The 24,111-nt window shown below is 67.2% G+C and carries 26 protein-coding genes; 22 read left to right on the top strand and 4 right to left on the bottom strand.

Going from position 1 to position 24,111, the window contains the following annotated elements; genetic code table 11:
• The first annotated feature begins 9 nt into the window (after positions 1 to 9).
• The 15 genes from KIH73_RS00950 (at position 10) to KIH73_RS00880 (ending at position 11,860) form a co-directional block, all read left to right on the top strand.
• Positions 10 to 891, top strand: coding sequence for a hypothetical protein (locus tag KIH73_RS00950; protein WP_219079638.1), 882 nt, complete (start codon positions 10 to 12; stop codon positions 889 to 891).
• A 2-nt stretch (positions 892 to 893) separates the two neighbouring features.
• On the top strand, positions 894 to 4,907 hold the full coding sequence (locus tag KIH73_RS00945; protein ID WP_219079637.1) for a hypothetical protein: 4,014 nt from the start codon (positions 894 to 896) through the stop codon (positions 4,905 to 4,907).
• A 17-nt stretch (positions 4,908 to 4,924) separates the two neighbouring features.
• Entirely contained in the window at positions 4,925 to 5,461 is a 537-nt protein-coding gene (locus KIH73_RS00940) for a hypothetical protein (protein WP_219079636.1), read from the top strand.
• Positions 5,462 to 5,558: 97 nt separating this feature from the next.
• Positions 5,559 to 5,993, top strand: coding sequence for a hypothetical protein (locus tag KIH73_RS00935; RefSeq protein ID WP_219079635.1), 435 nt, complete (start codon positions 5,559 to 5,561; stop codon positions 5,991 to 5,993).
• A 20-nt stretch (positions 5,994 to 6,013) separates the two neighbouring features.
• Positions 6,014 to 6,208 carry a hypothetical protein gene (locus KIH73_RS00930; protein ID WP_219079634.1) on the top strand — a complete coding sequence of 65 codons (195 nt, stop codon included), beginning with the start codon at positions 6,014 to 6,016 and terminating at the stop codon, positions 6,206 to 6,208.
• Positions 6,189 to 6,686, top strand: a complete 498-nt coding sequence (locus KIH73_RS00925; RefSeq protein WP_219079633.1) for a hypothetical protein — start codon at positions 6,189 to 6,191, stop codon at positions 6,684 to 6,686. Before KIH73_RS00930 ends, KIH73_RS00925 begins: the two co-directional genes overlap by 20 nt.
• 48 nt (positions 6,687 to 6,734) lie before the next feature.
• On the top strand, positions 6,735 to 7,238 hold the full coding sequence (locus KIH73_RS00920) for a hypothetical protein (RefSeq protein ID WP_219079632.1): 504 nt from the start codon (positions 6,735 to 6,737) through the stop codon (positions 7,236 to 7,238).
• A gap of 25 nt (positions 7,239 to 7,263) precedes the next feature.
• A complete protein-coding gene (locus tag KIH73_RS00915) occupies positions 7,264 to 7,824 on the top strand; it encodes a hypothetical protein (RefSeq protein WP_219079631.1) in 561 nt (186 codons plus the stop codon).
• Positions 7,821 to 8,327, top strand: coding sequence for a hypothetical protein (locus KIH73_RS00910; protein ID WP_219079630.1), 507 nt, complete (start codon positions 7,821 to 7,823; stop codon positions 8,325 to 8,327). The genes KIH73_RS00915 and KIH73_RS00910 overlap by 4 nt, the downstream gene beginning before the upstream one ends.
• A gap of 31 nt (positions 8,328 to 8,358) precedes the next feature.
• Entirely contained in the window at positions 8,359 to 8,856 is a 498-nt protein-coding gene (locus tag KIH73_RS00905) for a hypothetical protein (RefSeq protein WP_219079629.1), read from the top strand.
• Positions 8,853 to 9,365, top strand: a complete 513-nt coding sequence (locus KIH73_RS00900; RefSeq protein WP_219079628.1) for a hypothetical protein — start codon at positions 8,853 to 8,855, stop codon at positions 9,363 to 9,365. The genes KIH73_RS00905 and KIH73_RS00900 overlap by 4 nt, the downstream gene beginning before the upstream one ends.
• Before the next feature lie 31 nt (positions 9,366 to 9,396).
• Positions 9,397 to 9,891: a hypothetical protein gene (locus tag KIH73_RS00895; protein ID WP_219079627.1), complete on the top strand. Its 495-nt coding sequence runs from the start codon at positions 9,397 to 9,399 to the stop codon at positions 9,889 to 9,891.
• A gap of 46 nt (positions 9,892 to 9,937) precedes the next feature.
• On the top strand, positions 9,938 to 10,255 hold the full coding sequence (locus KIH73_RS00890) for a hypothetical protein (RefSeq protein WP_420830202.1): 318 nt from the start codon (positions 9,938 to 9,940) through the stop codon (positions 10,253 to 10,255).
• Between the two features lie 126 nt (positions 10,256 to 10,381).
• Positions 10,382 to 11,425, top strand: coding sequence for a GH25 family lysozyme (locus tag KIH73_RS00885; RefSeq protein WP_236022479.1), 1,044 nt, complete (start codon positions 10,382 to 10,384; stop codon positions 11,423 to 11,425).
• Between the two features lie 63 nt (positions 11,426 to 11,488).
• Positions 11,489 to 11,860 carry a phage holin gene (locus tag KIH73_RS00880; RefSeq protein ID WP_236022478.1) on the top strand — a complete coding sequence of 124 codons (372 nt, stop codon included), beginning with the start codon at positions 11,489 to 11,491 and terminating at the stop codon, positions 11,858 to 11,860.
• A 585-nt stretch (positions 11,861 to 12,445) separates the two neighbouring features.
• On the opposite strand, the gene KIH73_RS00875 is transcribed toward KIH73_RS00880, so the two are convergent.
• Positions 12,446 to 13,393: a carbohydrate kinase family protein gene (locus KIH73_RS00875; protein WP_219079626.1), complete on the bottom strand. Its 948-nt coding sequence runs from the start codon at positions 13,391 to 13,393 to the stop codon at positions 12,446 to 12,448.
• A gap of 338 nt (positions 13,394 to 13,731) precedes the next feature.
• Between KIH73_RS00875 and KIH73_RS00870 the strand changes: the two genes are divergently transcribed.
• Positions 13,732 to 14,217, top strand: a complete 486-nt coding sequence (locus KIH73_RS00870; RefSeq protein ID WP_219079625.1) for a GNAT family N-acetyltransferase — start codon at positions 13,732 to 13,734, stop codon at positions 14,215 to 14,217.
• A gap of 267 nt (positions 14,218 to 14,484) precedes the next feature.
• Here KIH73_RS00870 and KIH73_RS00865 read toward each other — a convergent pair whose 3' ends face one another.
• Positions 14,485 to 15,564 (bottom strand): aldo/keto reductase, encoded by a 1,080-nt coding sequence (locus tag KIH73_RS00865; RefSeq protein ID WP_236022477.1) that lies wholly within the window; start codon positions 15,562 to 15,564, stop codon positions 14,485 to 14,487.
• Positions 15,565 to 15,930: 366 nt separating this feature from the next.
• Between KIH73_RS00865 and KIH73_RS00860 the strand changes: the two genes are divergently transcribed.
• The 5 genes from KIH73_RS00860 (at position 15,931) to KIH73_RS11160 (ending at position 20,518) form a co-directional block, all read left to right on the top strand.
• A complete protein-coding gene (locus tag KIH73_RS00860) occupies positions 15,931 to 16,626 on the top strand; it encodes a TetR/AcrR family transcriptional regulator (protein WP_219079624.1) in 696 nt (231 codons plus the stop codon).
• The gene (locus KIH73_RS00855) at positions 16,623 to 17,699 is read left to right on the top strand and encodes an ABC transporter ATP-binding protein (protein ID WP_219079623.1); all 1,077 of its coding nucleotides are present in this window, start codon (positions 16,623 to 16,625) and stop codon (positions 17,697 to 17,699) included. Before KIH73_RS00860 ends, KIH73_RS00855 begins: the two co-directional genes overlap by 4 nt.
• On the top strand, positions 17,696 to 18,493 hold the full coding sequence (locus KIH73_RS00850; protein WP_219079622.1) for a hypothetical protein: 798 nt from the start codon (positions 17,696 to 17,698) through the stop codon (positions 18,491 to 18,493). Before KIH73_RS00855 ends, KIH73_RS00850 begins: the two co-directional genes overlap by 4 nt.
• 141 nt (positions 18,494 to 18,634) lie before the next feature.
• The gene (locus KIH73_RS00845) at positions 18,635 to 19,369 is read left to right on the top strand and encodes a class I SAM-dependent methyltransferase (protein ID WP_219079621.1); all 735 of its coding nucleotides are present in this window, start codon (positions 18,635 to 18,637) and stop codon (positions 19,367 to 19,369) included.
• A 348-nt stretch (positions 19,370 to 19,717) separates the two neighbouring features.
• A complete protein-coding gene (locus tag KIH73_RS11160) occupies positions 19,718 to 20,518 on the top strand; it encodes a haloacid dehalogenase-like hydrolase (RefSeq protein WP_236022476.1) in 801 nt (266 codons plus the stop codon).
• A gap of 431 nt (positions 20,519 to 20,949) precedes the next feature.
• Here KIH73_RS11160 and KIH73_RS00835 read toward each other — a convergent pair whose 3' ends face one another.
• Complete coding sequence (locus tag KIH73_RS00835; RefSeq protein ID WP_219079620.1) at positions 20,950 to 21,726, bottom strand: class I SAM-dependent methyltransferase; 777 nt, start codon at positions 21,724 to 21,726, stop codon at positions 20,950 to 20,952.
• A gap of 59 nt (positions 21,727 to 21,785) precedes the next feature.
• On the bottom strand, positions 21,786 to 22,712 hold the full coding sequence (locus KIH73_RS00830; protein WP_219079619.1) for a nucleotidyltransferase domain-containing protein: 927 nt from the start codon (positions 22,710 to 22,712) through the stop codon (positions 21,786 to 21,788).
• Positions 22,713 to 23,214: 502 nt separating this feature from the next.
• Here KIH73_RS00830 and KIH73_RS00825 point away from each other — a divergent pair.
• A complete protein-coding gene (locus KIH73_RS00825; protein WP_219079618.1) occupies positions 23,215 to 24,006 on the top strand; it encodes an alpha/beta fold hydrolase in 792 nt (263 codons plus the stop codon).
• The last annotated feature ends 105 nt before the right edge of the window (positions 24,007 to 24,111 follow it).

Here is a 24,111-nt window from a genome sequence, read left to right as displayed (position 1 = left end):
AGGTGCGTCTTGCCGAACGTCGACTACATGATCAACGGCATGCCGTTGGACTCCCGCAACTGCCGTGTGGCGTTGGGATCCAACTGGCTTGCCGGGATGAGCGCGGTCAGGACGGTCGTCACGGTGCCGGGCGTGAGCGGCAGCGTGCCATCGGGCATGCCGCCGGTGTTCGACGAACGGCAGCTGACCATCAAGGTCGGCGTGGCCGGCCCAGGATTCGTGGAGCAGACCACGCGCGTGGCCATGCTGTGCGCGTCCGGCAGGCTGACCGTCTCGCGCACCGTCGACGGCGTGCGCCAGGAGGCGGACGCGGAACTCGTCTCATTGCAGCCGGACGGCGACGAGACATACGGGCGCGCCGCCTCGTACACGATCGTCCTCGCCATCCCCGGAGTCTGGTGGCGGAGCCCGAACCCAGTCGACAGGCTGCTCCCGGCAAAAGGCGGCGGCCTCTACCCGCCGGCCGGGCCGGCCGACAACGAGGCCGGCTACTGGACGATGCCGTTGGGGCTGCCCGACGACAGCCCGAGCCTGCTGTACACGGACATGCCGTACGGGCTCCTGTCGTCCGCGCCGATCCCCGACGCGGTGATCCGACTGCCGTCCGGCGTCACGTCCGCCGACCTGATCGACCCGGTTTCCGGCACCGGCGTCAAATGGGCCGGCAGCGCTGCCCAGCAGTACACGTACGTCGACGCCGGCAGGCTGACCGCGTGGCGGTCGACGGCCGCGGACGCGTGGGACGGCGGCACAACGACGACCGGCGTCGACTATCCGGCCATCGGGCCGCTCATCCTGTACCCGAAACCGGACGGCGGATACGACATGTCGGCCGCATTGACCGGGTCGGACGGCGACATCGTCGTCCATTACAAGCAATCATGGTGGTGACGATGGGCAGGTCCCTGTATTTCCGCTTGCACGCATACGAGCCGGACGGCACGAGCCTGGGCATGCTCCCAAGGCCGTTGAGCGTCGACGTCGACTTCCAGCACGACGACGCCGGCACCCTGAAGGTCACGTACTCGCGTCTCGCTCTCGGCGGCGACATCCTCAAACGCGGCCTCGAACAGGGCCTCGCCGTCGGCTACGAGGTATCCGACGGCGGCGCGTGGACCGAACCCTACAACGGACGGTTCGTTCTCGTCTCCCGCAGCAGGGACGCCAAGGACAGGTCCGACACCGTCACCCTGAACCTGATGACCTACGCGTGGCTGCTCAGGAAGGCCCTGCTCCTTGACACCTCGAAGCTGCTCACGGAGGGAGACAACAAGGGCAAGCGCGCCTTCTACAGCGCGAACCCGGGCACGATCGTCAAGACCATGCTCGACGAGAACCGCGGACGCGACGGCGTCGCCGGATACATCGACGCGGGATTCGACACCGGCATGGACTCTGCGGGCGCCGCATGGGCGAACGTGATGACCCTCTACTACGATCCCGGCGTCGACTGCTTCACCGCACTGTCGAACCTCGCGGCGAACGGCGTGTGCGACTGGCGCACCCAAGGCATGACGCTGCGCATATGGAATGCGGACTCGACCGCGCTGTGCCGCGACCTCAGCGGAAGCGTCATCATCCCGTTGGCCACCCAGGCGCTCGAAAGCCCCGAGGAGGAGACCATCGAGAACCTCGCCGCGCACATCCTCGTCATGGGCGACGGCATCGACTTCACCCAGGACAACCAGGCCGCGCCGACCCCGTGGGGCAAATGGGAACTGTACAGCTCGCAGGGAGGCGTGAGCGACGAGGGAACCGCGCGCCTGCTCATGCAAACCCAGCTCGACCAGGCCGCACGCGTGCGCGGACAGTACACGCGCAGCGTCCTCGTCAACGACGTCGACGCGCTCCCGCTCATCGACTACCGTCCGGGTGATTGGATCACCGCCCCCACGGTATCGCACGGCGAAAAGGTCCGCGTCCAACGGATCACGCTCAACTGGTCGTCGTCCGGAGTCAAGGCGGCGCTCATCCTCAACGACCGCCTGTACGACGCGCAGACCAGACAGGCCAAACGGATCCAGGGCATCACCGGCGGCGCCGTCGCCGGCGGAGCCCAGGGCGGGAGACCAGCGCCAGCGCAGGACCATCGTGTTCCGAAGGCCCCCGGCGGGCTTGTCCTGTCCACGGACGCGTACCTGGATTCGAGCGGGTACGCGCGTGGTCTGGTCACGGCCGGGTGGGGCGAGGTCACGCAGGCCACGGACGACACGGCCATCGATATCGCCGACTACCGGGTCGAATGGCGGTATGCGGAAGAGGACGGTTGGCGTGCGGCCGGTGTGACTGACGGGTTGACGTTGGCATGGTCGAATCTGGACTGCGGGCGCACCGTGGTCGCCCGCGTGCGCGCGATACCCTCGTACAGCGACAGGCCGGGCGAATGGTCCGACGAGGCGTCGGTCAGGGTCGCGTCGGACGCGGTACCGCCGAGCGTGCCCAGCGAACCGGTATTGAGCTCGGAGATGGGCGTGGTCACGATCCATTGGGACGGGCGCAACGCGTCGGGCGGCGGCATGGAACCCGATTTCGACCATCTCGAGGTGGGGCGTGGATCGTCGGCGGGCGCCCTGGGCGTGGTGAGCGCGTCGATGATCGACGTGGACGATTTCGTGGACACGAACGTCCAGCCGGGGGAGACGTGGACGTACGCGTTCCGGGCCGTGGACCATGCCGGCAACACGAGCGCATGGTCCGCGACCGCCCGGATCACGGTCGCGTCCGCGGTGACCAGCGAGCAGGTCGAGCAGATCCGTCAGGACCTCGAGGACAACGACAAGGCGATCGAACAGGCGCAGAAGGACCTCCAGGACAACAGGACGGCCCTCGAGGAGGCCAACAGGACCGTCGCGCAGGTCCAGCAGGACGTCAAGGCGAACCAGCAGACGATCACGCAGACCCAGCAGACCGTCGGACAGGTCCAGAACACGCTCTCGCAGGCGACCAAGGACATCCAATCCAACAAGACCGCGCTCGAGCAGGCCAACAAGGAACTCGACACGGTCGGCAGGAACGCGTCGGACGCCGTGGCCAAGGCCCAGCAGGCCATACAGGACGCCGCGGCCGCGCAGACCACGGCGGACGGCAGGAACCGGATCTTCCACGACTGGCAGGACCCCACCGTCACCACGCCGTCGCTCGAACCCAACGTGGGCGACCTGTGGTACCGGTACCAACGCTACTGGACCACCTCACTGGGCGAGCCGGACAACAGCCCCTCGGCGCTGGCCGATTTCTACACCTACAGCGAGGGCGAACCGGACAACAGCCCATCGGTGCTGGTGACCCTGGATTCGGAGATCGTCGAGGTCCTGGTCTGGGACGGGTCGCGGTGGAACACGTACAGCCTGGTCGCGAGCAACGTGATCGTGTCCGGCACGATCACCGGCGACCTGATCGCCGCGCGCACGATCGTCGCGGACAACCTGGCGACCGGGTCGGTCACGTCGGAGAAGATCGTCTCGCTGGCCGTGACCGCGGACAAGCTCGCGGCGAACTGCGTGAACGCCGGCAAGATCGCGGCGGGAGCGGTGACCACCGAGAAGCTGGCCGCCGGCGCCGTCACCGCCGCGAAGATCGCCGCGTTGACCATCACCGGCGACAAGATCGCCGCCAGCGCGATCTCGACCGACAAGATCGCCGCCAACGCGGTCACATCCGCGAAGATCGCCGCACTGGCCGTGACCGCGGACAAGCTCGCCGCGAACAGCGTGAACGCGGGGAAGATCGCCGCCGGCGCCGTGACCGCGGACAAGCTCGCCGCGAACTCGGTGAACGCGTCGAAGATCGTGTCCGGCGCGGTCACCGCGGACAAGCTCGCGGCCAATTCGGTGACCGCGGTCAAGATCGCCGCCGGATGCATCACGACCGACAAGATCGCCGCCGGCCAGTTCCGCGGCTACGTGTTCACCGGCGCGGTCTACCAGTCCTCGACCGCGGAGAACACCGGGTTCAAGCTGCGCGACAGTGGCCTGGACATGTGGGACTCGAGCCACAACCACACCGTCCACCTGGACGGCAACGGCGGAAGCAACCTGCTCACAGGCACGTTCCAGACCGCGATCTCGGGCAAACGCGTGCTGATCAACCCGGATTTCCACACGAGCATCGTCGGGGACCCGGACAACACGCAGACCGGCGTCGGCATCCAGTTCATCCCTGACGGCTCGTACGCGCGCGCCCCGTACATCGGCACCGAGTTCGAGGACTCCGACCGGGGCCTGATCAGCACAATCTGCCTGAACGGAGGCATGCGCACGGACGGGTCCGCCGGCGCGGGCACCGGGTTCGGCTCGTTCATGCGCCTGGGACAGTACCGCAACGGCGGGTTGGAGTCGGCCGAGTTCTACGTGCTCACGAAGACCGATTACCTGGAGAAAAGCTCCGACACCAACAGGCGTGAATGGTACACGCGGATCGCGGCGCACAACAGGAGCGGCAACGGCTCGTACGCGCAACTGTACGCGCACAGGCCCGGGAGCCGATACGCGAACGTGTACGCGTGGGCCAACGACGCCAACAACGGCGGACGCACATACTCGGGAATCGAGGCGTCCGACCAGAACGGCGCCGTCGGCGTGCAGGCGTGCATCGACACCGGATGCCTTTATCTCGGAGGCTATCTCGGCGGGCTCACCGGACGCAATACGTTCCAGGCCGCGCAATGGCTGTACAACAACGGCACGTTCCAGGCCGGAGGCAACTTCAACAAGGCGCAGTTCACGCTCAACCCGGCGAAATACGGGCGGTATTTCGCCGTCGCCAGCAGCGACACCGACGCGTACGGCATCTTCCTGCACGTCGCGAACACCGGCGGCGCGTCGAGCGTGCAGGTCATGGGACGCAACGCCGGCGACACGTTCACCGGAACGTTGTACGCCGCCGTGTGCGCATGGCTCGCCCAGTAACGGAAAGGGGCATCGAGATGAACCTGACACCATCCATCGAGAACGGGAACCTCATCATGCGCGACGAGAACGGCTGGTCGACGAACGTGATCCCGCTCGACGCCATCGCCTCATGGCGGACCCTCCTGGGCCTGGGCTCGGACTCGGAGGCGGTCGCGGCGATCCTGCAGGCCACGGACCCGGGCGTCCTCGACGCGGAAACAAGCCGCAACGCGTGGACGTCGGCCTACGAGGAGTGCGAGCGGCAGAGGCTGCTGGACCTGAACCAGACCGCGCGCGCGGCCACGCACCGCGCCCTGTCGCCGGTCTCGCTCGCCCTGGTGGACGACGGGCGCGTGGAGACGCGGCGTCTGCTCGGCCTGCCCACGGGCAGCGTCATGGCGATGCGGCTCATGGACGAGGAGGATGATCCGCCCGACCAGTCCATCCCCATGCCCGGGAACGTGGACGCGGAAGCGCTCGAAGCGCTGCTCGCCGACCCGCAGGTCGCGGCGCGCATCCATGAGGCCGGATCCCGGTTCGCGGACGGGCTGCTGCCCGCAGGCGGACGCTGACCGAACACAAGCACGTATTCACTCGAGGACCCCGGAAAGGCCGCAAGCCTGCCGGGGTCCACGCATATCCACACCCATCACAGGAAAGGAGCCGGCCATGGCCGACGACACCATTCACGACACCGCTAACGACACTTCTAACGACACTTCCAATGACATCGCTGATGACATGACGGGAGGCGCCGTCGATGACGGCACAGCACCCGATCCGGTCACCGGGGACGCGCAGACCGCGGACGCGTCCGGGCAGACGCCCGTGGGATCGGAGGGCATGTTCGTGCTGGACCTGCGTCCGGCCGCGGAGAGCGCGAAGAGCGAGCTGCTCCGCCTGGGCCTGAGGTACGACCGGACCGACGAGGCGAGCGGCGTGGAGCAGTGGCGCGACTACCAGCGTCACCTCCTGGCCGAATTCCCGGCCGAGGCCGGCACTCCGGTCACGATCCAGGACACGGACTCCGGCAACCAGGCCGTGCTCGACACCAGCCGGCTCAGACTCGTCTCCCGGATCCTCGTCAGCGGAGACGCCCACTAACCCCAGGAAAGGACGGAATCATGAGCGAAACCAGGAAAACGGCGGACACGCCCGTCGTGCCGGAATGGCAGCAGGTCGACGCGAACGACATGATCAAGCGCCTGCGTGAACGCATCAGCGACCTCGAATACCAGGCGGACCTGCGCGAACTGCAGATCAGGAACCTGCTGGACCTGCTGGGGAAGGGAGGCGGACGTGACAAGACGCGTCAATGAGATCCTCAACCCGCTGTTCCACGGGGACAAACCGTACGCGACGTCGAACTCCTGCACCGCCGACGCGATCACGCATGAGAACGGTCGACGCTACATCCGCGCCTACGACCTGTCGGGCGGCGACCCGTACGTGGACTTCGCTTCGCTCCAGCACGTGGCGCCCGGATCGTACCGGTTCCGCTGCGAACTGTACGCGCAGGGAGGCCAGGGCTGTCTCCGTATCTTCCAGAGGAACGAGAACGCGAGCTCGTATACGAGACTGTACGAGCTGTACGTCAACGACGGCGTCACGAAGTTAGCGGACACGACGCTCCAGCTGTCGGGACGCGGGCTCCTTTTCCGCATCGTCCCGGTCAACACGGACAGCATGGTGATGCTGTGCCGTCCCCTGCTGGAACTCGAGAGCACGTACGATCCCGAGCTCTGGTACTTCGACTATTCGACCATGCCCCGCGGGCTCGGGGGGGGGCTTACGTAATCGCCCTCGCCATCATGCTGTTCGCCTCCGTGAGTGGGGGTTGGTGGCATGACGAGGATCGTGAACCATTTCCCGAATCCGAGGATGCGCGGCATCGACTCGATGCTGTCGTACCACGGGTGCGCGATGGACAGTTACACGTCGACATACGAGCCGTCCAGCTCGCGCTACCCCGGGTTGACGTTGAGGGCGACGCGGGACGGGGACAACTGGGCGGACATGAACATCCCTCTGCCGGCCGGCGCCAGACTGGTCGCCGCCTGCAATTCGAACGGCGACGTCACGTCGAACGGCGCGGCCATGTCGATATGGACCTCGGACGGGGCGACGTGGATGGCGAACAACACTCATGGCTGGCTGAACGCGAGCGGGGAGTTCACGGTCCCGTCGAACGGGCAGGTCAAGGTCACGTTCCGCTGCTCCAGGACGAACGGAGAGAGGTTTTCGGTTTTCAACGTGTTCGTCGGAACACTGGAGGACTGGCAGGCGTTGACACAAATCGTCAAGCAGGGCTTCCTCTCCTGGGACCTCATGCCACTGAACCGGAGCTAGCCTTCCTCGGACTGGGGGTGGCGGCATGAAGCGCGTCAACCTGTTCCCCAACCCGAGGTGCGTGGACTCCGGTACAAAGCCTGTGTACACGGAAGATATTTCGAAGATCATCTGGCAGTATTCTTCGCTCATTGGTTTCGGCATCACCTCCGATCCAGATGGGATTGGTGCTATCGTCATCTTCAAGTGCGATGGGCTGGACCCCGGGTCCCGATATGTCCTTGATTGCGAAGTGGGATACTGGAACGCCGGCACCGCCAGAGGCTCCATCATCAGCGTGGAGACCAGCGGAAACACCGATGGTATAGTACTCGCGAATATTTCCAGCGGCAGTCACAAGCCCACGGAGCGACATCAGACTCTGAGGTTCACGGCTCCAGACAACGGAGTCGTCTACCTGAAATTCCGCGGCCCGAATCCGCAGGATTCGTCGAACAGTGACATGACATGCGCGTTCTACGACATCCAGCTCGAACTGGCGTCCACGTTCGATGCCGCCGTGGCTGGGGGGGGGGGCTTCGGTTCTTCGCCTGGGACACGATGCCGCGAGGCTGAACGATCCGGTCGGGCGGGTGATGCCCGATGAGGTTCGTGAACTGGTGGCCGGACCCGAGGTTCACGCACACGGATCGCTGGGATTTGAATGGTTGTTCGGCCGGACGCTGGTCGAGCGGGCGCGGCGTCGACGTGGTCGCGGATTCGGGTTCGTTGGCGTACTTCAAAACCGTCGTTTTCTCGGTTCCGGCCGGGGAATGGCTGAATATTGTGGCGACCGTGGAATGCGTGGGAGCGGACCCGAACCTGCAGTGGGGGTACATCCTCATGCTCTACGACGCGTCGAGACCGGCGTCCGATTCGAGCGCGATCATCGCGTCGGTCACGAAGTCCCAGTCCGGCGTGCATCAGGTCGTCAGGTTCCAGGCCCCGTCGTCCGGCTTGGTGCGCTTCCAGGGCGTGTGCCCGCTGGCTGCGGGCGCGCAGACCAAGATCAGCCTGTTGAGCGTCGTCTCGGACGCCGGTTTGGCGTGGATGCGCGAGCACGGCGAGTGGTGGATCCACAGCCAGCTCATGCCACTGCGCAGCTCGTAGCAGGTGCTGCCATCCTTACGGGGGTGGTCGCATGATGCGGGTGAATCGTATCCCGAGTCCGTTCTTCGTGAAGCAGCCGCTCGCTTTGGGCTCAAAGACCGGTAACGCGTCATGCGAGTTCTACTCGGGGATCGGATACAATCTCTTGTCCACGGACGGCTCCGAGATGCAGATCAACCTGTTGTTGCCGGACATCGACGCCGGCAGGTGGGTCTTCTCCTGTGACGTGGCGTCGCAGTCGGGCGTCTGGTTTGAATTCAGGATGGTAGCCGACGATTTCTCTAAGGAGTACGCCAAGCTGGATTCCGTCGGGGACAACGAGTACCATGCGGCGACCCTGCATTTCGAGTATGACGCGGCAAGACGTGCCATGCTGCAGGTCAGGACGTCGTCGTTCGTCAATATCCGCAACGGCATGCAATTGGAGCTCGCGGAGACCTTTGATTCCGCGGTGGGGGGGGGTATCCCCGCTTCTTCGCGTACGACACCATGCCCAGGTGACCTGCCTGCCGGGGGTGGTGCCCGGTGAGGATCACGCAATACTACCCCAACCCCCTGTTCCGCGACACCGGCGCGAAGCATTCGCAGTCCGGAAACGGGACGATGCGCTACCAGGACAATCACCTGATGCTCGTATCGGCGGATTCAACCGGCATGCAGTGTCCGCTACGGTTTACCGGCATCCCGCTGGGCGAGACGCTGGTGTTCCGGTTCCTCGCGTATGTTCCGGAGGAGTCGACGGGCTTCCGCAACGGCTGCCTGTGCACCATCGGATACGGTTCGTGGACCACGGTCGCGTCGATAGGCATGGAGTACAGGGACCACTTGGGTTCAACGTACACGTACGCGCAGGAGTTCACGATCCCCTCCGGCGCGGACAACGTGCAGTTCCTGTTCAACAGTCCGACGGTCGCCAACCAGAGTGTGACGTTCGATGCGCCGCTGCTGATGACCAAGGCGGATTACAGCGCGTACCTTGCCATGCAGGACAGGCCGGAACGCGTGTACTGGGACCTCATGCCGCTGACGCGCTCCTGACCGCAATCACCCCCGCAAGGGGGTGGTCGTGGTGAGGCTGGTGAATCTGGTGCGCAATCCGAAGCCCGTCGGCACGACCGGGTGGAGCGGGTCGTGCTATCTTGCCGAGGCGCCGTCCCTGTCGTATGCGGATTTGTCGCTGGTCGTCACCGCGAGGCAGGACCTGTCCGGCATGATGCAGGCGTGGGCCGAGACCGTCGTGGACACGACGCCCGGTGTCCGGTACGTGCTGAGCGCGTACCTGCGGGACGGCTCGTCGACCGGCCCCTATCCGATGGACAGGGTCCTGGCCGTGGACGCCGGTGTCATCGCCGGCAGCGCGACGTACGACGGGGTGAACAAACGGTACACGATGACGTTCACCCCGAGCGTGAACGTCTCGCACATCCGCCTGTACGCGCCATCCACGACGGGGCAGCGGTCGATGTTCGCGAGCGTGATCTGCTGCACCGAAACCGAATACCGGCAAGTCCAAGACCTCGGACTCGTCTACTTCGACCAATCAACCATGCCACGAAGGAGCTGAATCATGTCCGAATCCGGAATCGTCTTAGTCAAGGAGGAGTGATGGATTGACCGAGCAGATTGTGCAGTCGGTTGTCACGTGGGCGGTGACTGGTGTGCTTGGCGTTGTGGTCGGTTGGCTGGCGTCGTGGTGGCGTGGCGGTCGTCGTCGTGACCGTGCGTTGGAGGCCGGCGTGCGCGAGCTGCTGTTGTGCAAGCTGGAGCAGTTGCGCGCGGAGATGGTCGCCGCCGGCGGCATCGCGGACGAGGACCTCAAATCACGCAGTCAGCGGATCTACGACGCCTACCACGGTCTGGACGGCAACGGGCACGGCACCGCGATCAACAACGACATCCAGCGTGCGCCCATTCGTCCGCGTGAATGATGGGCGTGTTTCTCAAGGTTTGGCCCCGGTCCGGAGGTTTCCGGCCGGGGCCTCGTCATATCCAAATAAGAATGGAAGGAGAGGATATTGGTCCGTAACAGGAACCGTCCGAATATCATCATCCGCATGCTCGCCGTGCTCGCGGCCGTCCTGCTGGGCCTGTCGCCAGCGTCCGCCCTTGCGGCTGACATGATCGACGTCAGCTCGTGGCAGACCGGCATCAACGTGACCACCACCGGCGCGCAGATCGTGGTCGCCAAGGCCACCGAGGGCACGACCTACGTGAACCCGGACTGCGACCGCGTGGTCCAGCAGGCGCTCAAGGCCGGTCAGGGCGTGGGCGTCTACCACTTCGCCAACACCGCCAACAGCCCGCAGGCGGAGGCCGCATGGTTCAACCGCAACACCGAGGGCTACATCGGCAGGGGCATCGTCCCGATCCTCGACTGGGAGCCCTCCCAGCCGTGGAACGTCCAGTGGGCCGCGCAGTGGGTCGACGCCGTGCGCGCCAGGTGGGACACGATCCCGATCATCTACATGAACCAGTCCACCGAGAACTCCTACGACTGGTCGCCGCTGGTCCAGCGGAACGTCGGCCTGTGGGTCGCGGCGTACACGCTCGGCTACACGCCGATCTACGGGTTCAACCCGCCGTCCGTGCAGCCTGTGCTGCAGAACTGGCCGTTCGCGGTCGCCTGGCAGTACACCAGCTCCGGCCACGTCAACGGGTACGATGGCCCGCTCGACCTGAGCGTCGTGTACGGCGATCTGGAGACCTGGTACGCGTACGCCGGCAGCCGCCCCGACGGCACCACCACTCCGACGCCCGCGCCCGAACCGGCACCCGCGCCGGCGCCGCAGCCGTCCACCGGCTCCTGCGGCTCGGACTGCCGCGTCATCCAGTCCGGCCAGTACGTCTCTATGTTCTGGACCGACTGGTGGAACGTCACCGTCCCGAGCGGCGACCCGAACCGCGTGTACCCGGGCGACACCGTCTGCCACAACGGCGGCGCCGCTTCCGCCGGCAACGGCGGCCGCACGGTCACCGTGCGCTCCGGCGAAACCCTGTCCGGCATCGCGGCGCGTCTCGGCATCAGCTGGACCCAGCTCACCGGATACCGTTCCGGCAACCCGTCGCTCATCTACCCGGGCGAGGTCCTGCACTACTAGATACCAGGCCGGCGTCGCCATACGGGGCGCCGGCCGCCAATCCAGGATTTTATGGAGGCCATCATGGCTGATGAAACCAACGAGAACAAGACCGCGAAGCCCGTCACCAGCGAGGCCATCACCGCGAACGCGGTCACGGAAGCGAAACTCGAGGCGAATGAGATTCGCTTCGAGACGATCACTCCCGGTGACACCGGAGCCGCCGATCCCGCGGTGGCACCTTCGTGGCTGATTCCCGACAAGGTGTATGACGTGCTCAAGTGGGTGGGTCTGATTGCGTTGCCGGCCATCGCCGTGTGCGTGCAGACCATCGGCACGGCGGCGGGATGGTCGGGCACCGACCTGACCGTCACCATCCTGACCGCCCTGGGCACCCTCGTCGGTGCGCTCATCGGCGCCAGCGCGCTCAAGGCACGACACACGACACAGGAATAGCCTGCTGCATCACAACGCCCCGCCCTCCCGCGATACACGCGGGGGAGCGGGGCGCTTTTCTCGTATTCGCGGGCGCTGTATGATGATTTGCGATAACGATATAGAGTGCCTTTTGTGTGCCCTACGGTTTTCGGCAGGCTCGGAACCGTTGGAATCATTGGGTTTCCGTTTTCATCGTCGAGTTCAAGTTCAACGTGTCCAAGTGACGGGTTGACTCGTCAAGAAACGGCGCGGTTCCAACGGTTTCCGGCTTCGGGACGGTGGAACCGCGCCGTTTTTGGATGTCTGGAAAGCGTCGGTTTCCGCCACGTGTCGGGCTGCTGTTGCCAGCGTTTGAGTACCTTCTCGCCCGCGGCCGTTCGGTCGAGGCGACGATGTGCAGGGGGCGTTTGACGCTCTTGCAGTCCAGGCTATTGCCCCAGATGCGTGTTCGCGGCGTCTTCCGGTGTCGGGCGTCCGACCTCTATTGTTCCATTTCCCAAAAGGAACAAATAGGTGTGCCTGCAATGGGTGCCTAATGTTCCAAAAACGAAAGTCGGTTCCTCGGCGTTTCCGCCCTGTGAACCGGGCGGTCGGCGTGGGCGCTCAGCGCACGCGTTCCGGCTCGATGGCCAGCGTCGGATCGGCCGCCATCGCATCGAGCTCCGCCGCATCACAGAAACCGACCGAGGCGCCGCTGAACCCGATCTTGTGCGCGGCGAACAGCTCGGCGCGCCGCAGAGCCTCAAGCGGCGCCAGACCGCCGGCGACGCCGTGGAGGAACGCCGAGAACAGGGCGTCGCCGGCGCCGACGGTGTTGACCACCTTCGTGGTCGGGGCCGCGGGCAGCGTCCAGGTCTCGTCCGTGTCACGCAGATGCAGCATCGCGCCCTTGCCGCCCATGCCGATGACGACGATGCGCGGCCCGTACCGGTCGGCCAACCGCCGCGCGAAATCGGCGGGAGGCTCCGGCAGCCGTTCGTCGCTGAGGAACAGCATGTCCGCCGCGGCCATGAAGTCGCGGTTGTACTCGTCGCCGATGTCGTCGAGCACATGCACGTCGGTGGCGACCGGCTTGCCCGCCTCCCGCGCGGCGCGCAGCAGATCGCGGTTGAAGTTCGTGTTGCACGCCACCACGATGTCCGCGGTTTCCAGCGAGTCCCTGACCGCCGCGCCCGCCGGGCCCGAGACCGGCAGCTGCATGTCCTGCACGTCCTTGAGGTCGCAGTAGACCTGTCGGCGTCCGCTCGGATCGTACAGCACCACCGAGGCGGCGGTCTGGCGCAGCTCCTGCCGGACGTGCGCATCGTCGATGCCGTCGCGGGCCAGCGTGTCGAGTACGCGGCGGCCGTCGTCGTCCGGCCCGACGAAGGTGTGCAGATCCACGTCGTCGCCGAGCGCGCGCAGTGCGCGGGCGATGTTGAACGCGACACCGGAGACCGCGCTCGAGACCCCGAAGAACGGGTAGTCGATCGGATAGTACGGAATCGGGAACTCCCGGACCGCCACGGTGGTTTCGATGTTGATCAGTCCCGACACGAGTATGGTCATCATTGCCCCTTCTCGACATGCCATCACGGATGTGGCTTCCATGATACCGGGATTGGGAGGTCCTTTTGCAGGGTATATTCCGTCATGACACCGTGACCACATTGCTGTATCGGTTGGCTTGATATGGTGCGCATCTGTTCGGTACTGACGCTGTATGGTGGTCAAAGAAGTGAGGACCTGCATATCAGGTCTGGACCGATTGATGCTGTGTCTGTGGCTTTTTACCATCCCGTGAAACGGATGGTGGACTGTAACCTGATTCGCATTCGGTGGCGTGATAATGGATGCAGTGATAGTGGGAAAGCGTGTGGGGGCCGCAACGCATAAAAGATGGGGGGATAATGCCATTGCATCGTGTGCGCATGAGCCGGAGTCTGTCGGAGAGCGATATAGGAAAAGTCTGCGATAACGTTGTTTCCATCGACGATGTCGATGAACGGTGCCTTGCTGTGTTGATGCTATCCGCGTATCGCGGAACCGTCGACGATGAGGGCGAAACTCTGGATGATGCCTTAACGGAACTGCGCTTGGTGCGAAACGGCGCATACGGTCCTGTTATCACGGCGGCGAGTGGCGTGATCATTCGTGAGGGCGAGCCTATGAGCGTGATCATCACGACCGAGTATGGGCTCAAGCCGCTGATCTGCTACGTGTTCACCAATCCCGCCGTGCAACGACACGGATTGGCGACGATGCTGATCCAACGCGCCTGTGCGGCGCTTGCCGCTGAGGGCTGGACTAATGTCGAGCTTGCCGTGACCATCGGGAGCGCGGGAGAGCGGCTGTATCGACGGCTGGGGTTTACGCAGATTCGCGATGCCGATTGATTTCACTGGCGGCAATCACTCGTCGCTGGATGGCCGTTATCGTCATGTATAACGTTGCACGGCGGCGTTGTGCGGAAGAGTCTGGTTCACAGGATTGCCGGGACGGATCCTGTGAACCGGTCCGTACGATGGTCGATGAATGGTTTTGGCGGCATACCGCCGTTTATCCATGTGCCCAACCATCGTCGCCGTGAGTTTCCGGTTCACAGGATCGCACCGGGCAATCCTGTGAACCGGCCGGCTGCATGGCGGCGGACGGCGGCCGCCTTATGCCGTCTTCGGCATGCCCTTCGTCGGATCGTTGGTGCCGGCCAGCGCCTTCTCGCCCGGCCGGGCGAGCGGTCCGACGAGCTCGTGCGCGGTGTACGGCGCCTCGATGTAGTCGATGTCCTTCGCCGACAGCCGCACGTCCAGGGCCGCGACCGCGTCGTCCACGCGCTCCGGCCTCGAGCAGCCGACGATCGGCGCGGTGACGCCCCTGGCCCAATGCCAGGCGAGCGCGACGCGGGCCATCGGCACGCCGAGCCGCTCGGCGACCTCCGCGACGCGCGCGACGATCGGCATGTCCTGCCCGCGCGCCGCGTCGTACTTGCCCCGCATCGTCGCGTCGGTCGTCCCGCGCTTCGAGGACGACTCCCATGTCGGCCGCGCCAGATGCCCGGAGGCCATCGGGGAGTACGGGGTGAGCGCCATGCCGTACTGCCGGCAGACGGGGATCAGCTCGCGCTCGTCCTCGCGGTACAGCAGGTTGTAGTGGCACTGCATGCTGGTGAACTTCGTCCACCCGTTCGCCTCGGCCGCAGCCTGCATGTTGTGCAGCTGGTAGGCGTACATCTCGCTGGCGCCGAGCGCGCGGACCTTGCCGGCGCGCACCAGGGCGTCGAGCGCCTCCATCGTCTCCTCGACCGGTGTGTCGTAGTCGTAGCGGTGGATGATGTACAGGTCCAGGTAGTCGGTGCCGAGCCGGCGCAGCGTGCCGTCGATCTCGCGGCGGATGGCCTCTGCCGACAGGTGCCCGTCGTTGAAGTACACCTTGCTGGCGAGCACGACGCGGTCGCGGGGCACGCCGAGCCGCTTCAGCGCGCGGCCGATGTACTCCTCGCTGGTGCCGAAGGCGTAGCAGTTCGCGGTGTCGATGAAGTTGACGCCGCGTTCGAGCGCCCTGGCGATCACGGCCTCGGTGCCCGCCTCGTCGATGGTCCACTGGTGGAAGTCGGGCGACGCCTTGCCGAAGCTCATGCCGCCCAGGCAGACCCTGGACACCTGGATGCCGGACCATCCCAGCGGCGCGTAGCGCATGTCCGCGGAGCCGCCGGTCGCGGCGGTGTCGTCGGTGGTGTCGGTCATGATGGTTCCCTCCATTTCGGTCATGATGCGATGTCGAGATATGCCTCCAGCCTATACATGCCGGCGTCGCCGCACCAATGTTCGCCATGCGCGTGGCGTCATGCGGCGGGCGCATGGCACCGCGCCCGGCCCGTCGCACCCGCGCGCCCGTTTCGTCCTCATCGCCGTCCGCACCTCCGTCCGCGCCGTAGACCGTTGGAACACGCGACGCGGCAGGGGGCCTTGCCGTCCGCGGTCAATCCCATACAGTGGTGTCCACGTCGCGCGGCGGGCATCGCGCCGTCCGGCGACGCACGACAGGAACGACGATGGCCGCACGGCCGGCGCGGAGACGGCCGGTCCGGGCACGACGACGGGAGGATCCCCATGACCACCGAGGGAGGCCGACGGTTCGCCGCGTTGCCGCGGGCGAGACGGGACGCGATCATCCTCGCCTCGATGCGCGTCTTCGCGCGGCACGGCTACCGCGACGCGAACACCGCCGACATAGCCCGCGCCGCCGGGATGTCGAAGGGGCTGTTGTTCTTCTACTTCCGCAACAAGCGCGACCTGTACCTGAACACCGTCGACTACGTGTCCACCGTGATGGGCGAGGCCGTCGTGGACGACGCGGCATGGGCCATCGACGACTTCTTCGACCTGATCATGCATCTGTGCCGGCGCAAGCGCGCGGAGCTGGCCCGGCACCCGCTGATGCTCAGGTTCGCGCTCGCGGCGTGGTATCCGAGCCACCGCGACGTCGCGCCGACGGTGAACCGGTGGATGCAGCGGCAGATCACCGTGATGTACGAGCGGTACCTCTCGCATGTCCGGCTCGACCGGTTCCGTGACGACGTCGACCCGCGCCACGTGCTGGACATGCTGATCTGGCTGGCCGACGGCTACCTGCACCGGCAGGTCGGCCTCGGGCTGCCGGTCGACCTGGACGACATGCTCGTCCAGTGCGGGCAATGGTGCGCCATGCTGCGGCGCTACGCGTACCGGCAGCCGGACGGTCCGGCCCCGGACGGCGATGCGCCCGCCCCGCGCGACCGATCGACCACGGAAAGGACGACGATATGAACGACGGCAAGGCCAACGCGCCCGCGCACGCCCCGGCCATGATCGAACTGCGCGGCCTGACGAAGGACTACGGCCATGGGCGCGGCGTGTTCGACCTCACCCTGGAGGTTCCCGAGGGGCAGGTCTGCGGCTTCCTCGGCGCGAACGGGGCGGGCAAGACCGTGACCATGCGCACGCTGATGGGTTTCATCCGCGCCGGCCGCGGCTCGGCGCGCATCGCGGGGTTGGACTGCTACCGCGACCGCGCCCGCATCCAGCGCGACGTCGGGTACCTGCCCGGCGAGGTCGCCTGCCCCGCCGGCATGACCGGCTGGGAGTTCCTCCGGTTCATGGCGCGGCTGAAGGGGCTGCGCGGCGAGACGACGATGCGCGCGCTGATCGACCGGTTCGAGCTCGACCCGTCCGCCCGCATCGGCCGCATGTCGAAGGGCACCAAGCAGAAGGTCGCGCTGGTATGCGCCTTCATGGGCCGGCCCCGCGTGCTGCTGCTGGACGAGCCGACCAGCGGCTTCGACCCGCTGATCCAGGAGCGGTTCGTCGACCTGGTGCGGGAGGAGCGGGAACGCGGCGCGACGGTGCTGCTGTCGTCGCACATCTTCCCGGAGGTCGAGCGCACCTGCGACCGGGTCGCGTTCGTCCGCGCCGGGCGGCTCGCCGGCGTCGAGTCGATGGACGAGGTGCGCGGGGCCAGGCGCCGCGTATACGGCATCGTGTTCGCCGACGCCGGCGAATGCGCGCGGTACCGCGCCGCGCATATGCGCTCGCCGCACGTCGTCGCTGCGGTCCGTGGCGACGCCGAAGCGCGGGCGGCGGACGGCGGCGCCGTTCGCGTCGGTTCCTCCGGGCCGGGCCTGCGTGCCGGCGCGCACGGAACGTCCGGCGTCGGCCTCGAGGCGACCGTCGTCGGCGACGTCGGCGGCTTCATCGCGGACCTGGCGGGCTACCGCGTCGTCGACCTGACGACGCGCGAACAGACGCTGGAGGAGACGTTCCTGCACATCTACGACGGCGCGACCGCCGGACGGACCGCCGGGCATGCCGGCCGCGCGAACGGAAAGGAGACGCGGCGATGAACCCCACGCTGCTGCTGCACGACCTCAGACGCATCCTGCCGATGTGGACGGCGCTGACCGCGGTAACGGCGGCCTATATCGCCGTGGTCGTCGCGATGTACGATCCGCGGGCCAACGAAGGGCTCGACGCGCTGGTCGCCACGATGCCGGAGCTGTTCGCCGCGTTCGGCATGGACGGGGCCTCGGCCACGCTGTCGGGGTTCATGGTCGACTACCTGTACGGCTTCCTGCTGGTGCTGCTGCCGATGGTCATGGTGGTCGCCGCGGTGCACGGCACGCTGATCCGACCGATCGAGACCGGTTCGATGGCCTACCTGCTCGCCTCGCCGCATTCCCGCCGCACGATCGCCGGCTCGGCGCTCGCGTCGGTCGTGGCGTCGTCGGCGGCGATGGCCGTGGCGGTGAGCGTGACGGAGGCCGTGTGCGTGGCGGTCCGCGCGCCCGGAGACGTCGCGCTCGCCGATATCGCGGCGATGAACCTGGGGCTGCTGGCGTTGTGGCTGAGCATGGCGGGCGTCTGCGCGCTCTCGGCCTGCGCCATCGGCAACGCGTCCGCCGCGCTGTGGACGGGCGCCGGGCTGTGCGCCGCGCAGTTCCTCATCAGGATGCTGGCGCAGGCCGACGACGGCATGGACGTGCTGCGCTGCGCCACGGCGCTCACGCTGTTCGATCCGGAGGGCCTGGCCGCGGGCGAGGGGCCGGCGGTCTGCGGCGCCGTGGCGTTGGCGGTCGCCGGCGCGGCGATGTGCGTCGCGGCCGTGGAGGTGTTCCGTCGCCGCGACCTGAGCCTGTGACGCGGCGTGCCGCCCGTCCGCGGGGCTTGGCCGTGGGCGCCGGACGTGACATGCGCCGCCGGCGGGTGGCCCTGTTCGGGCGGGTGTGCGACAATGGTGCATCCACGGGACGGCGCACGCCGACGAGGGAAGGGGCATGGCATGGCCAGGGAGAACCGTTACGACGACGCGGAGTTCTACGGGAAGTACGGGCGGATGGCCCGGTCGCGGCAGGGGCTGGAGGGCGCCGGCGAATGGCGGGCGCTGCGGGCGATGCTGCCGGACTTCCACGGCGCCCGCGTGCTCGACCTGGGCTGCGGGTACGGGTGGCACTGTAAATATGCCGCCGACCACGGCGCCGCATCCGTGCTGGGCGTCGACATCTCGCGCCGCATGCTGGAGCACGCGCGCGAGATCAACGCCGACCCGGCCATCGAATACCGCCGCGCGGCGATGGAGGACGTCGAGGCGCCGGACGCCTCGTTCGACGTGGTGCTCAGCTCGCTGGCCTTCCACTACGTCGAGGACTTCGCCGGCCTGATGCGGCGGATCGCGCGGTGGCTGCGGCCGGGCGGCACGCTGGTGTTCTCCGTCGAGCATCCGGTGTTCACCGCCTACGGCTCGCAGGACTGGTGGTACGGTCCCGACGGCGAGATCCTGCACTTCCCGGTCGACCGCTACTACTACGAGGGCGAACGCGAGGCGGTGTTCCTCGGCGAGAAGGTGGTCAAGTACCACCGGACGCTGACCACCTATCTCGGCGCGCTGCCGGACAACGGCTTCGAGATCACGCGCGTGGTCGAGCCGATGCCGCCCGAGGACATGATAGACCTGCCGGGCATGCGCGACGAGATGCGCCGTCCGATGATGCTGCTGGTGTCGGGCGTCCGGCGCTGAGCGCGGGGCGCGGCGGGCGGCCTGGCGTGTCCCCTCCGTGGGTGCGGCGGGGCGGGTTCCGCCAGGCGTTCTTCCACGGAGCCGCGACGCCGTCATCGGCCATGTCGCCGGGCTTGCGTCCCGGGCGGCGCCTTCCCCGGGCCGCGTGGGGCGTCATCCGGCGGGCGGTGCCGGTGACGGTTCGGGCGTCTTCCCGCCGGGTGCCGGGACGGCGCCGTGGATCATGCCGCGTTACCTGCAGTTTGTGTGATGTTCATGTTCGGCCCTTCACGCCCGGCGGATCCGTGGGTAGGATGAAAACGGACCGATTCGGGGAGGCGGCACGGCGCCGTGCAGGATGGTGAAGGCATGAGGGTGTTCGATTTCGACGGCACGATCTACGACGGCGAAAGTCTGTTCGACCTGTACCTGTTCAGCGTCCGCTACGAGCCGCGCGTGCTGCGCTACATCGCCCCGGTGCTGAACTGCGGCATCCGCTACAAGATGGGCCGGGCCGAACTCGGGCAGATGGAGCGCAAGCTCGACGCGGTCGTGCGGCGCTACCTGCTGGACCTCGCCGCATCCAAGCGGCTGGGGCGCGCGCAGCGTCGGTTCCATGAGGGGAAGGCTCGGATTCCGTATCATGACGCGAATCCCATACCGGGTTCCGGCGCCCCGGCGGGCGCCGGAACGCACGGGGGCGTGACGCCGAACATCGGGCCGGCCGGGGGCGCGACGCCGGCCTTGGCCGCCATGACCGGGGCCGGCGGCATGGGGAATATGGCGGGAGAGGGCCTCGGCGGCCTGTCCCGCGAGGGGCTGGACGTGCTGTCGACGCTGTTCTGGGACCGGAAGTTCCGCAAGATCAAGTCGTGGTATGTGCCGCGGCCGGATGACGTGATCATCACGGCGTCGTTCGATCTGACGGTGGGGGAGGCGTGCCGTCGTTTGGGCGTGGAGCATGTGATCGCCTCGACGATCGATCCGGAGACGCTGGAGATCTCGTATCTGAACTTCAGTTCGAACAAGGTGCGGCGGTTCCGCGAGATCTACGGCGAGGACGCGGTGATCGACGAGTTCTACACGGACAGCCGGCACGACCAGCCGATGATCGACATCGCGCGCACGGCGTACTTGGTCAGGGGCGACAAGGTCATCCGCATCAAGTAGGGCGAGTAGGCCGCGTCGCCCGGGTGCTATGGGCGTCCGGGAGGGGTTATCTTGCCTAGGTGTAGCGGATTTCGGCCTCTGCGGACATCGATCGGCGCTACGTGAGGCGACTTGGAGGCCTGCCGCCCGACAACATCGGCCATATTCCGCCATTGATACTCAGGGTTTGGCGCCCCGGCTGCCTCACGTAACGCCGATCGATGTCCGCAAGCCCCCAAATCCACCACACGTAGGCCAGATGGCCTCGCCGGAGGCGTCGAGACATGCGATCGGTCCGGCCGGAATCGTCGGAATGCGTCATCGGTCCGACCGGAACCGCCTGAAGCGCGGGCGGCCGAGGCCGAATCGTCGAGTTGCGCGAATATGCAACCGAAAACATCGGGATATGCGGACGCCCCGGCCGGAATCGCCGCGGCGACGACTCGGTCGCCCTACCCCTTGTTGCGCGCGACCATCAGGAACCGGTGGATGGTGCCCCGGACCGCGCCGTCGCGCTCGAGCTCCTGCTGCGCCCGTCGGAGCTGCGGCAGGCACCGGTCCACCGAAAACCCCGGAAACTCCCACTCGATGATGCGCGCGAACCACACCAGCGCGCCGACATCGTAGAACTCGATCGGCCGGAACGCCTCCTCGCCGCGTTCGACGGCGAACCCCGCCGCCTCGAACTCGGCGGCGGTGTGCGCCAGCGTCAGATCCGGATATGGTTCCGGCGTGCCGGGCAGCAGCAGTTCGACCAGTTCGCGGTCGTTGCGCCCGCCGACCTGCTCGGTGACGAACAGGCCGCCGGGCCTGATGATGCGATGGAGCTCATGGGCGTCGAACGCGCCGTGCCGGTTGATGACGATGTCGAAGGCATCGTCGGGGAACGGCATCGGCGCGTCGCCGTCGACCGCGGCGAATGCGACGCCCAGCGGCCCGAACGTGGCCCGGCACAGTTCCACGTTCGGCGGATACGCCTCGGTGGCGGCGGTCAGTTCGTGCGGATGGCCCAGCGACAGCAGGAACTCGCCGCCGCCGGTGTCCACGTCGAGCAGCCGGTCGCCGGGATCCAGCAGCTCGCGCACGACCGCCTCGTAGTCCCAGGGCAGGTCGTCCTCCTCCCGGTACCGCCCGCGGAGATGCGAGAAATCCCAGCCGAGCATATGCGCGGCGTCCTCTTCCATACGCCAGTCGCGTTCGAGCTTGTCGATCGATTCGGTTTTGGTCATGGCCCCTCCTGCGACCGCCGGTGCCGGCATGCCGGACGCATGCGCGACGGTCCCGGACCTCAGTGTAGCGCGTCGAACGCGCGCAGCTGCCGGCCGCACCAGTCGAACAGGCGTCGGTATATGCGCCGGCGTTCCGCGGCGTCGCACGCATCCAGCAGCGCGGGGTCCATGCTGCAGCGCAGCAGCGCCTCCTCGTCCGTCATGGCGCCGGCGTCCGGCCCGCCCTCCTGCGCGCCGCGCCGTTCCGCCCGGGCGGGCGGCTCCGGGGTCGCGGCGTTCCGCCCATCCGCGTGCGCGCCCCGCAGCAGGCCCAGCGCGGCGCGTTTGGTGTCGGGGAATTCGCCGGTGCGCAGGTACAGCACCATCTGCAGGGCGAAGAAATACGCCTTGCACAGCGCCGCGAGCATGCCGTCCGCGGTCTGGCCGTCAGAACCGCCATGACCGTCATGGTCATCGCCGCTTCCGAGGGCGGCGGGGGTGCCGTCATCGTGTCCGCCGGCCGGCATGGCGTAATCTTCGCCGGTCACGCCGTCGGTCACGTCTCCGACCGTGCTCCCGATCGCGCCGCCGGCGGTCAGGTACGCATGCGCGGTCATGTGGTACAGGTCGGCGACCTCGACCCGCGCGCCGTAGCGGATGTCCGACTCGTCCAGCGCGGGCAGCAGCGCCTTCAGGTCGCCGAACCAGCATCGCGTGCCGCGCAGGAACTGGAACAGCTCGTAGCGCGGCCACGCGGCCAGCTCGCGCCTGCCGCAGGTGAACCCGACCGCGCGCTCGCCGTCCGGCAGTCCGGCCATCGCGGCGTGGAAGCGGTCGAGGTCGTCGAAGCGCAGCCCGTCCACCACGACGAGGATGTCGATGTCGCTGTCCGGTCGCGCCTCGCCGCGCAGCCGGCTGCCCTGCAGGCCGACGCAGAGCAGCCGGTCGCCGAACGTCCGCCGCAGCGCCGCGACGGCCTGCGTCATCCAATGGTCAATGTCGTTCATATCCGATCCTTTCCGTTTCGTGTCTGGGGCCGCTGCCGATTCGCGGCGGCGATGCCGGGTCGCGTCCGTCCGCGGCGGCGCGGGTGGCGGCGGAGATGGCTGACGGCATCGCGGAGCGACGTCATCGCCGGGCGGCGGCGCGGAGTCGATGGGGTTCCGGCCGGTCGAACGAAAAGGGTGAGGAGGTCCACTGTACCAGCGTCGGCCGGGCGCCGTCGCACATTGTGTCGCTGGTGCGACGCCGTCGCGCCGTGGCGCATGCCGATTCCGTGGCTCGGGGCGCCGGCACATTGTGCCGGACGTGCCGTTGCCGGTCGCGTGCGCACCGATGCGCGCCTGGTGTGGTCACGACGGGAGGATCCGCCATGGCCACCGGGGGAGAGGCGCACCGGCGCGCGCCCGGTGTGTTCCGATACCGTGCGGCGCGTAAGATGCGGTTCGTGACGTTTCAGCCGGCGGGCCGCTCCCGGCCGGCGCCGACCCGGAGGAGAGGAGTGCGGCGATGATGGATCCGGAACCGTTCGCGGCGGTCAGGGGCGAGGGATTCCCCGTGGTGCTCGTGCATGGCATGGGCGTCGACCATCGTTCGCTGCTGCTGCTCGACGACGCCTTCCCCGAGGGGACCAGGCGCATCTACCTCGACCTGCCCGGCTACGGCCGCACGTCGGTGATGCCCGGGCCCGGGGGACTGCCCGAATACGCGAACTGGCTGCTGGACGCCATCGACGAGCTGGCCGGCCGCGGGCGGTTCGCGCTGGTCGGCAACTCGATGGGCGGCGCGCTCGCCCGCGAGATGATCGCGCACATGCCCGGCCGGGTCGCCGGTCTCGCGCTGATCGCGCCGGTCATCGACCCGGTGATCGCGCACCGCCGCGTCGCCGAGCACAATGTGCACGAGCCGAACCCCGACCTGATGCACAGGCTGCCGCTCGACCAGGTGCTCGACTTCATCCGCATGGGCGTCAACCAGTCCTACGAGGCGTGGAAGCGGTACCAGATGTACGTGCTGCCGGGCATCCGGTCCTTCGACCGCGACGCCTACATGAAGCTCGAGAACCGCTACTGGCTGGCCGACGACCCCGAGCGCGCCTTCGGCACCTTCGACGGGCCGACCACGATCATCTGCGGTCGGCAGGACCAGATCGTCGGCTACGAGGACCAGGAGGCGATCCTGCCGCACTACCCGAACGTGCGGTACACGGTGATCGAGGAGGCCGGGCACAATGTGCACATCGACCGGCCGGAGCAGGTCAGGGCGCTGCTGTCCGACTGGGCCGCGCAGCTGCCGCTGTAGACCATACGGACAGCGCGGGCAGGACACCGAAGCGGCGGCGGCAAAGGCCCGCGGCGGTCGGCGACCGGCGACGGACGCGTGCGCCGCGTGCGGCGTCGACATGCC

Origin of the sequence: Bifidobacterium phasiani (genome assembly GCF_019331775.1) — a bacterium.
Lineage (GTDB): Bacteria > Actinomycetota > Actinomycetes > Actinomycetales > Bifidobacteriaceae > Bifidobacterium > Bifidobacterium phasiani.
This window is presented reverse-complemented; position numbering and strand designations above follow the sequence as displayed.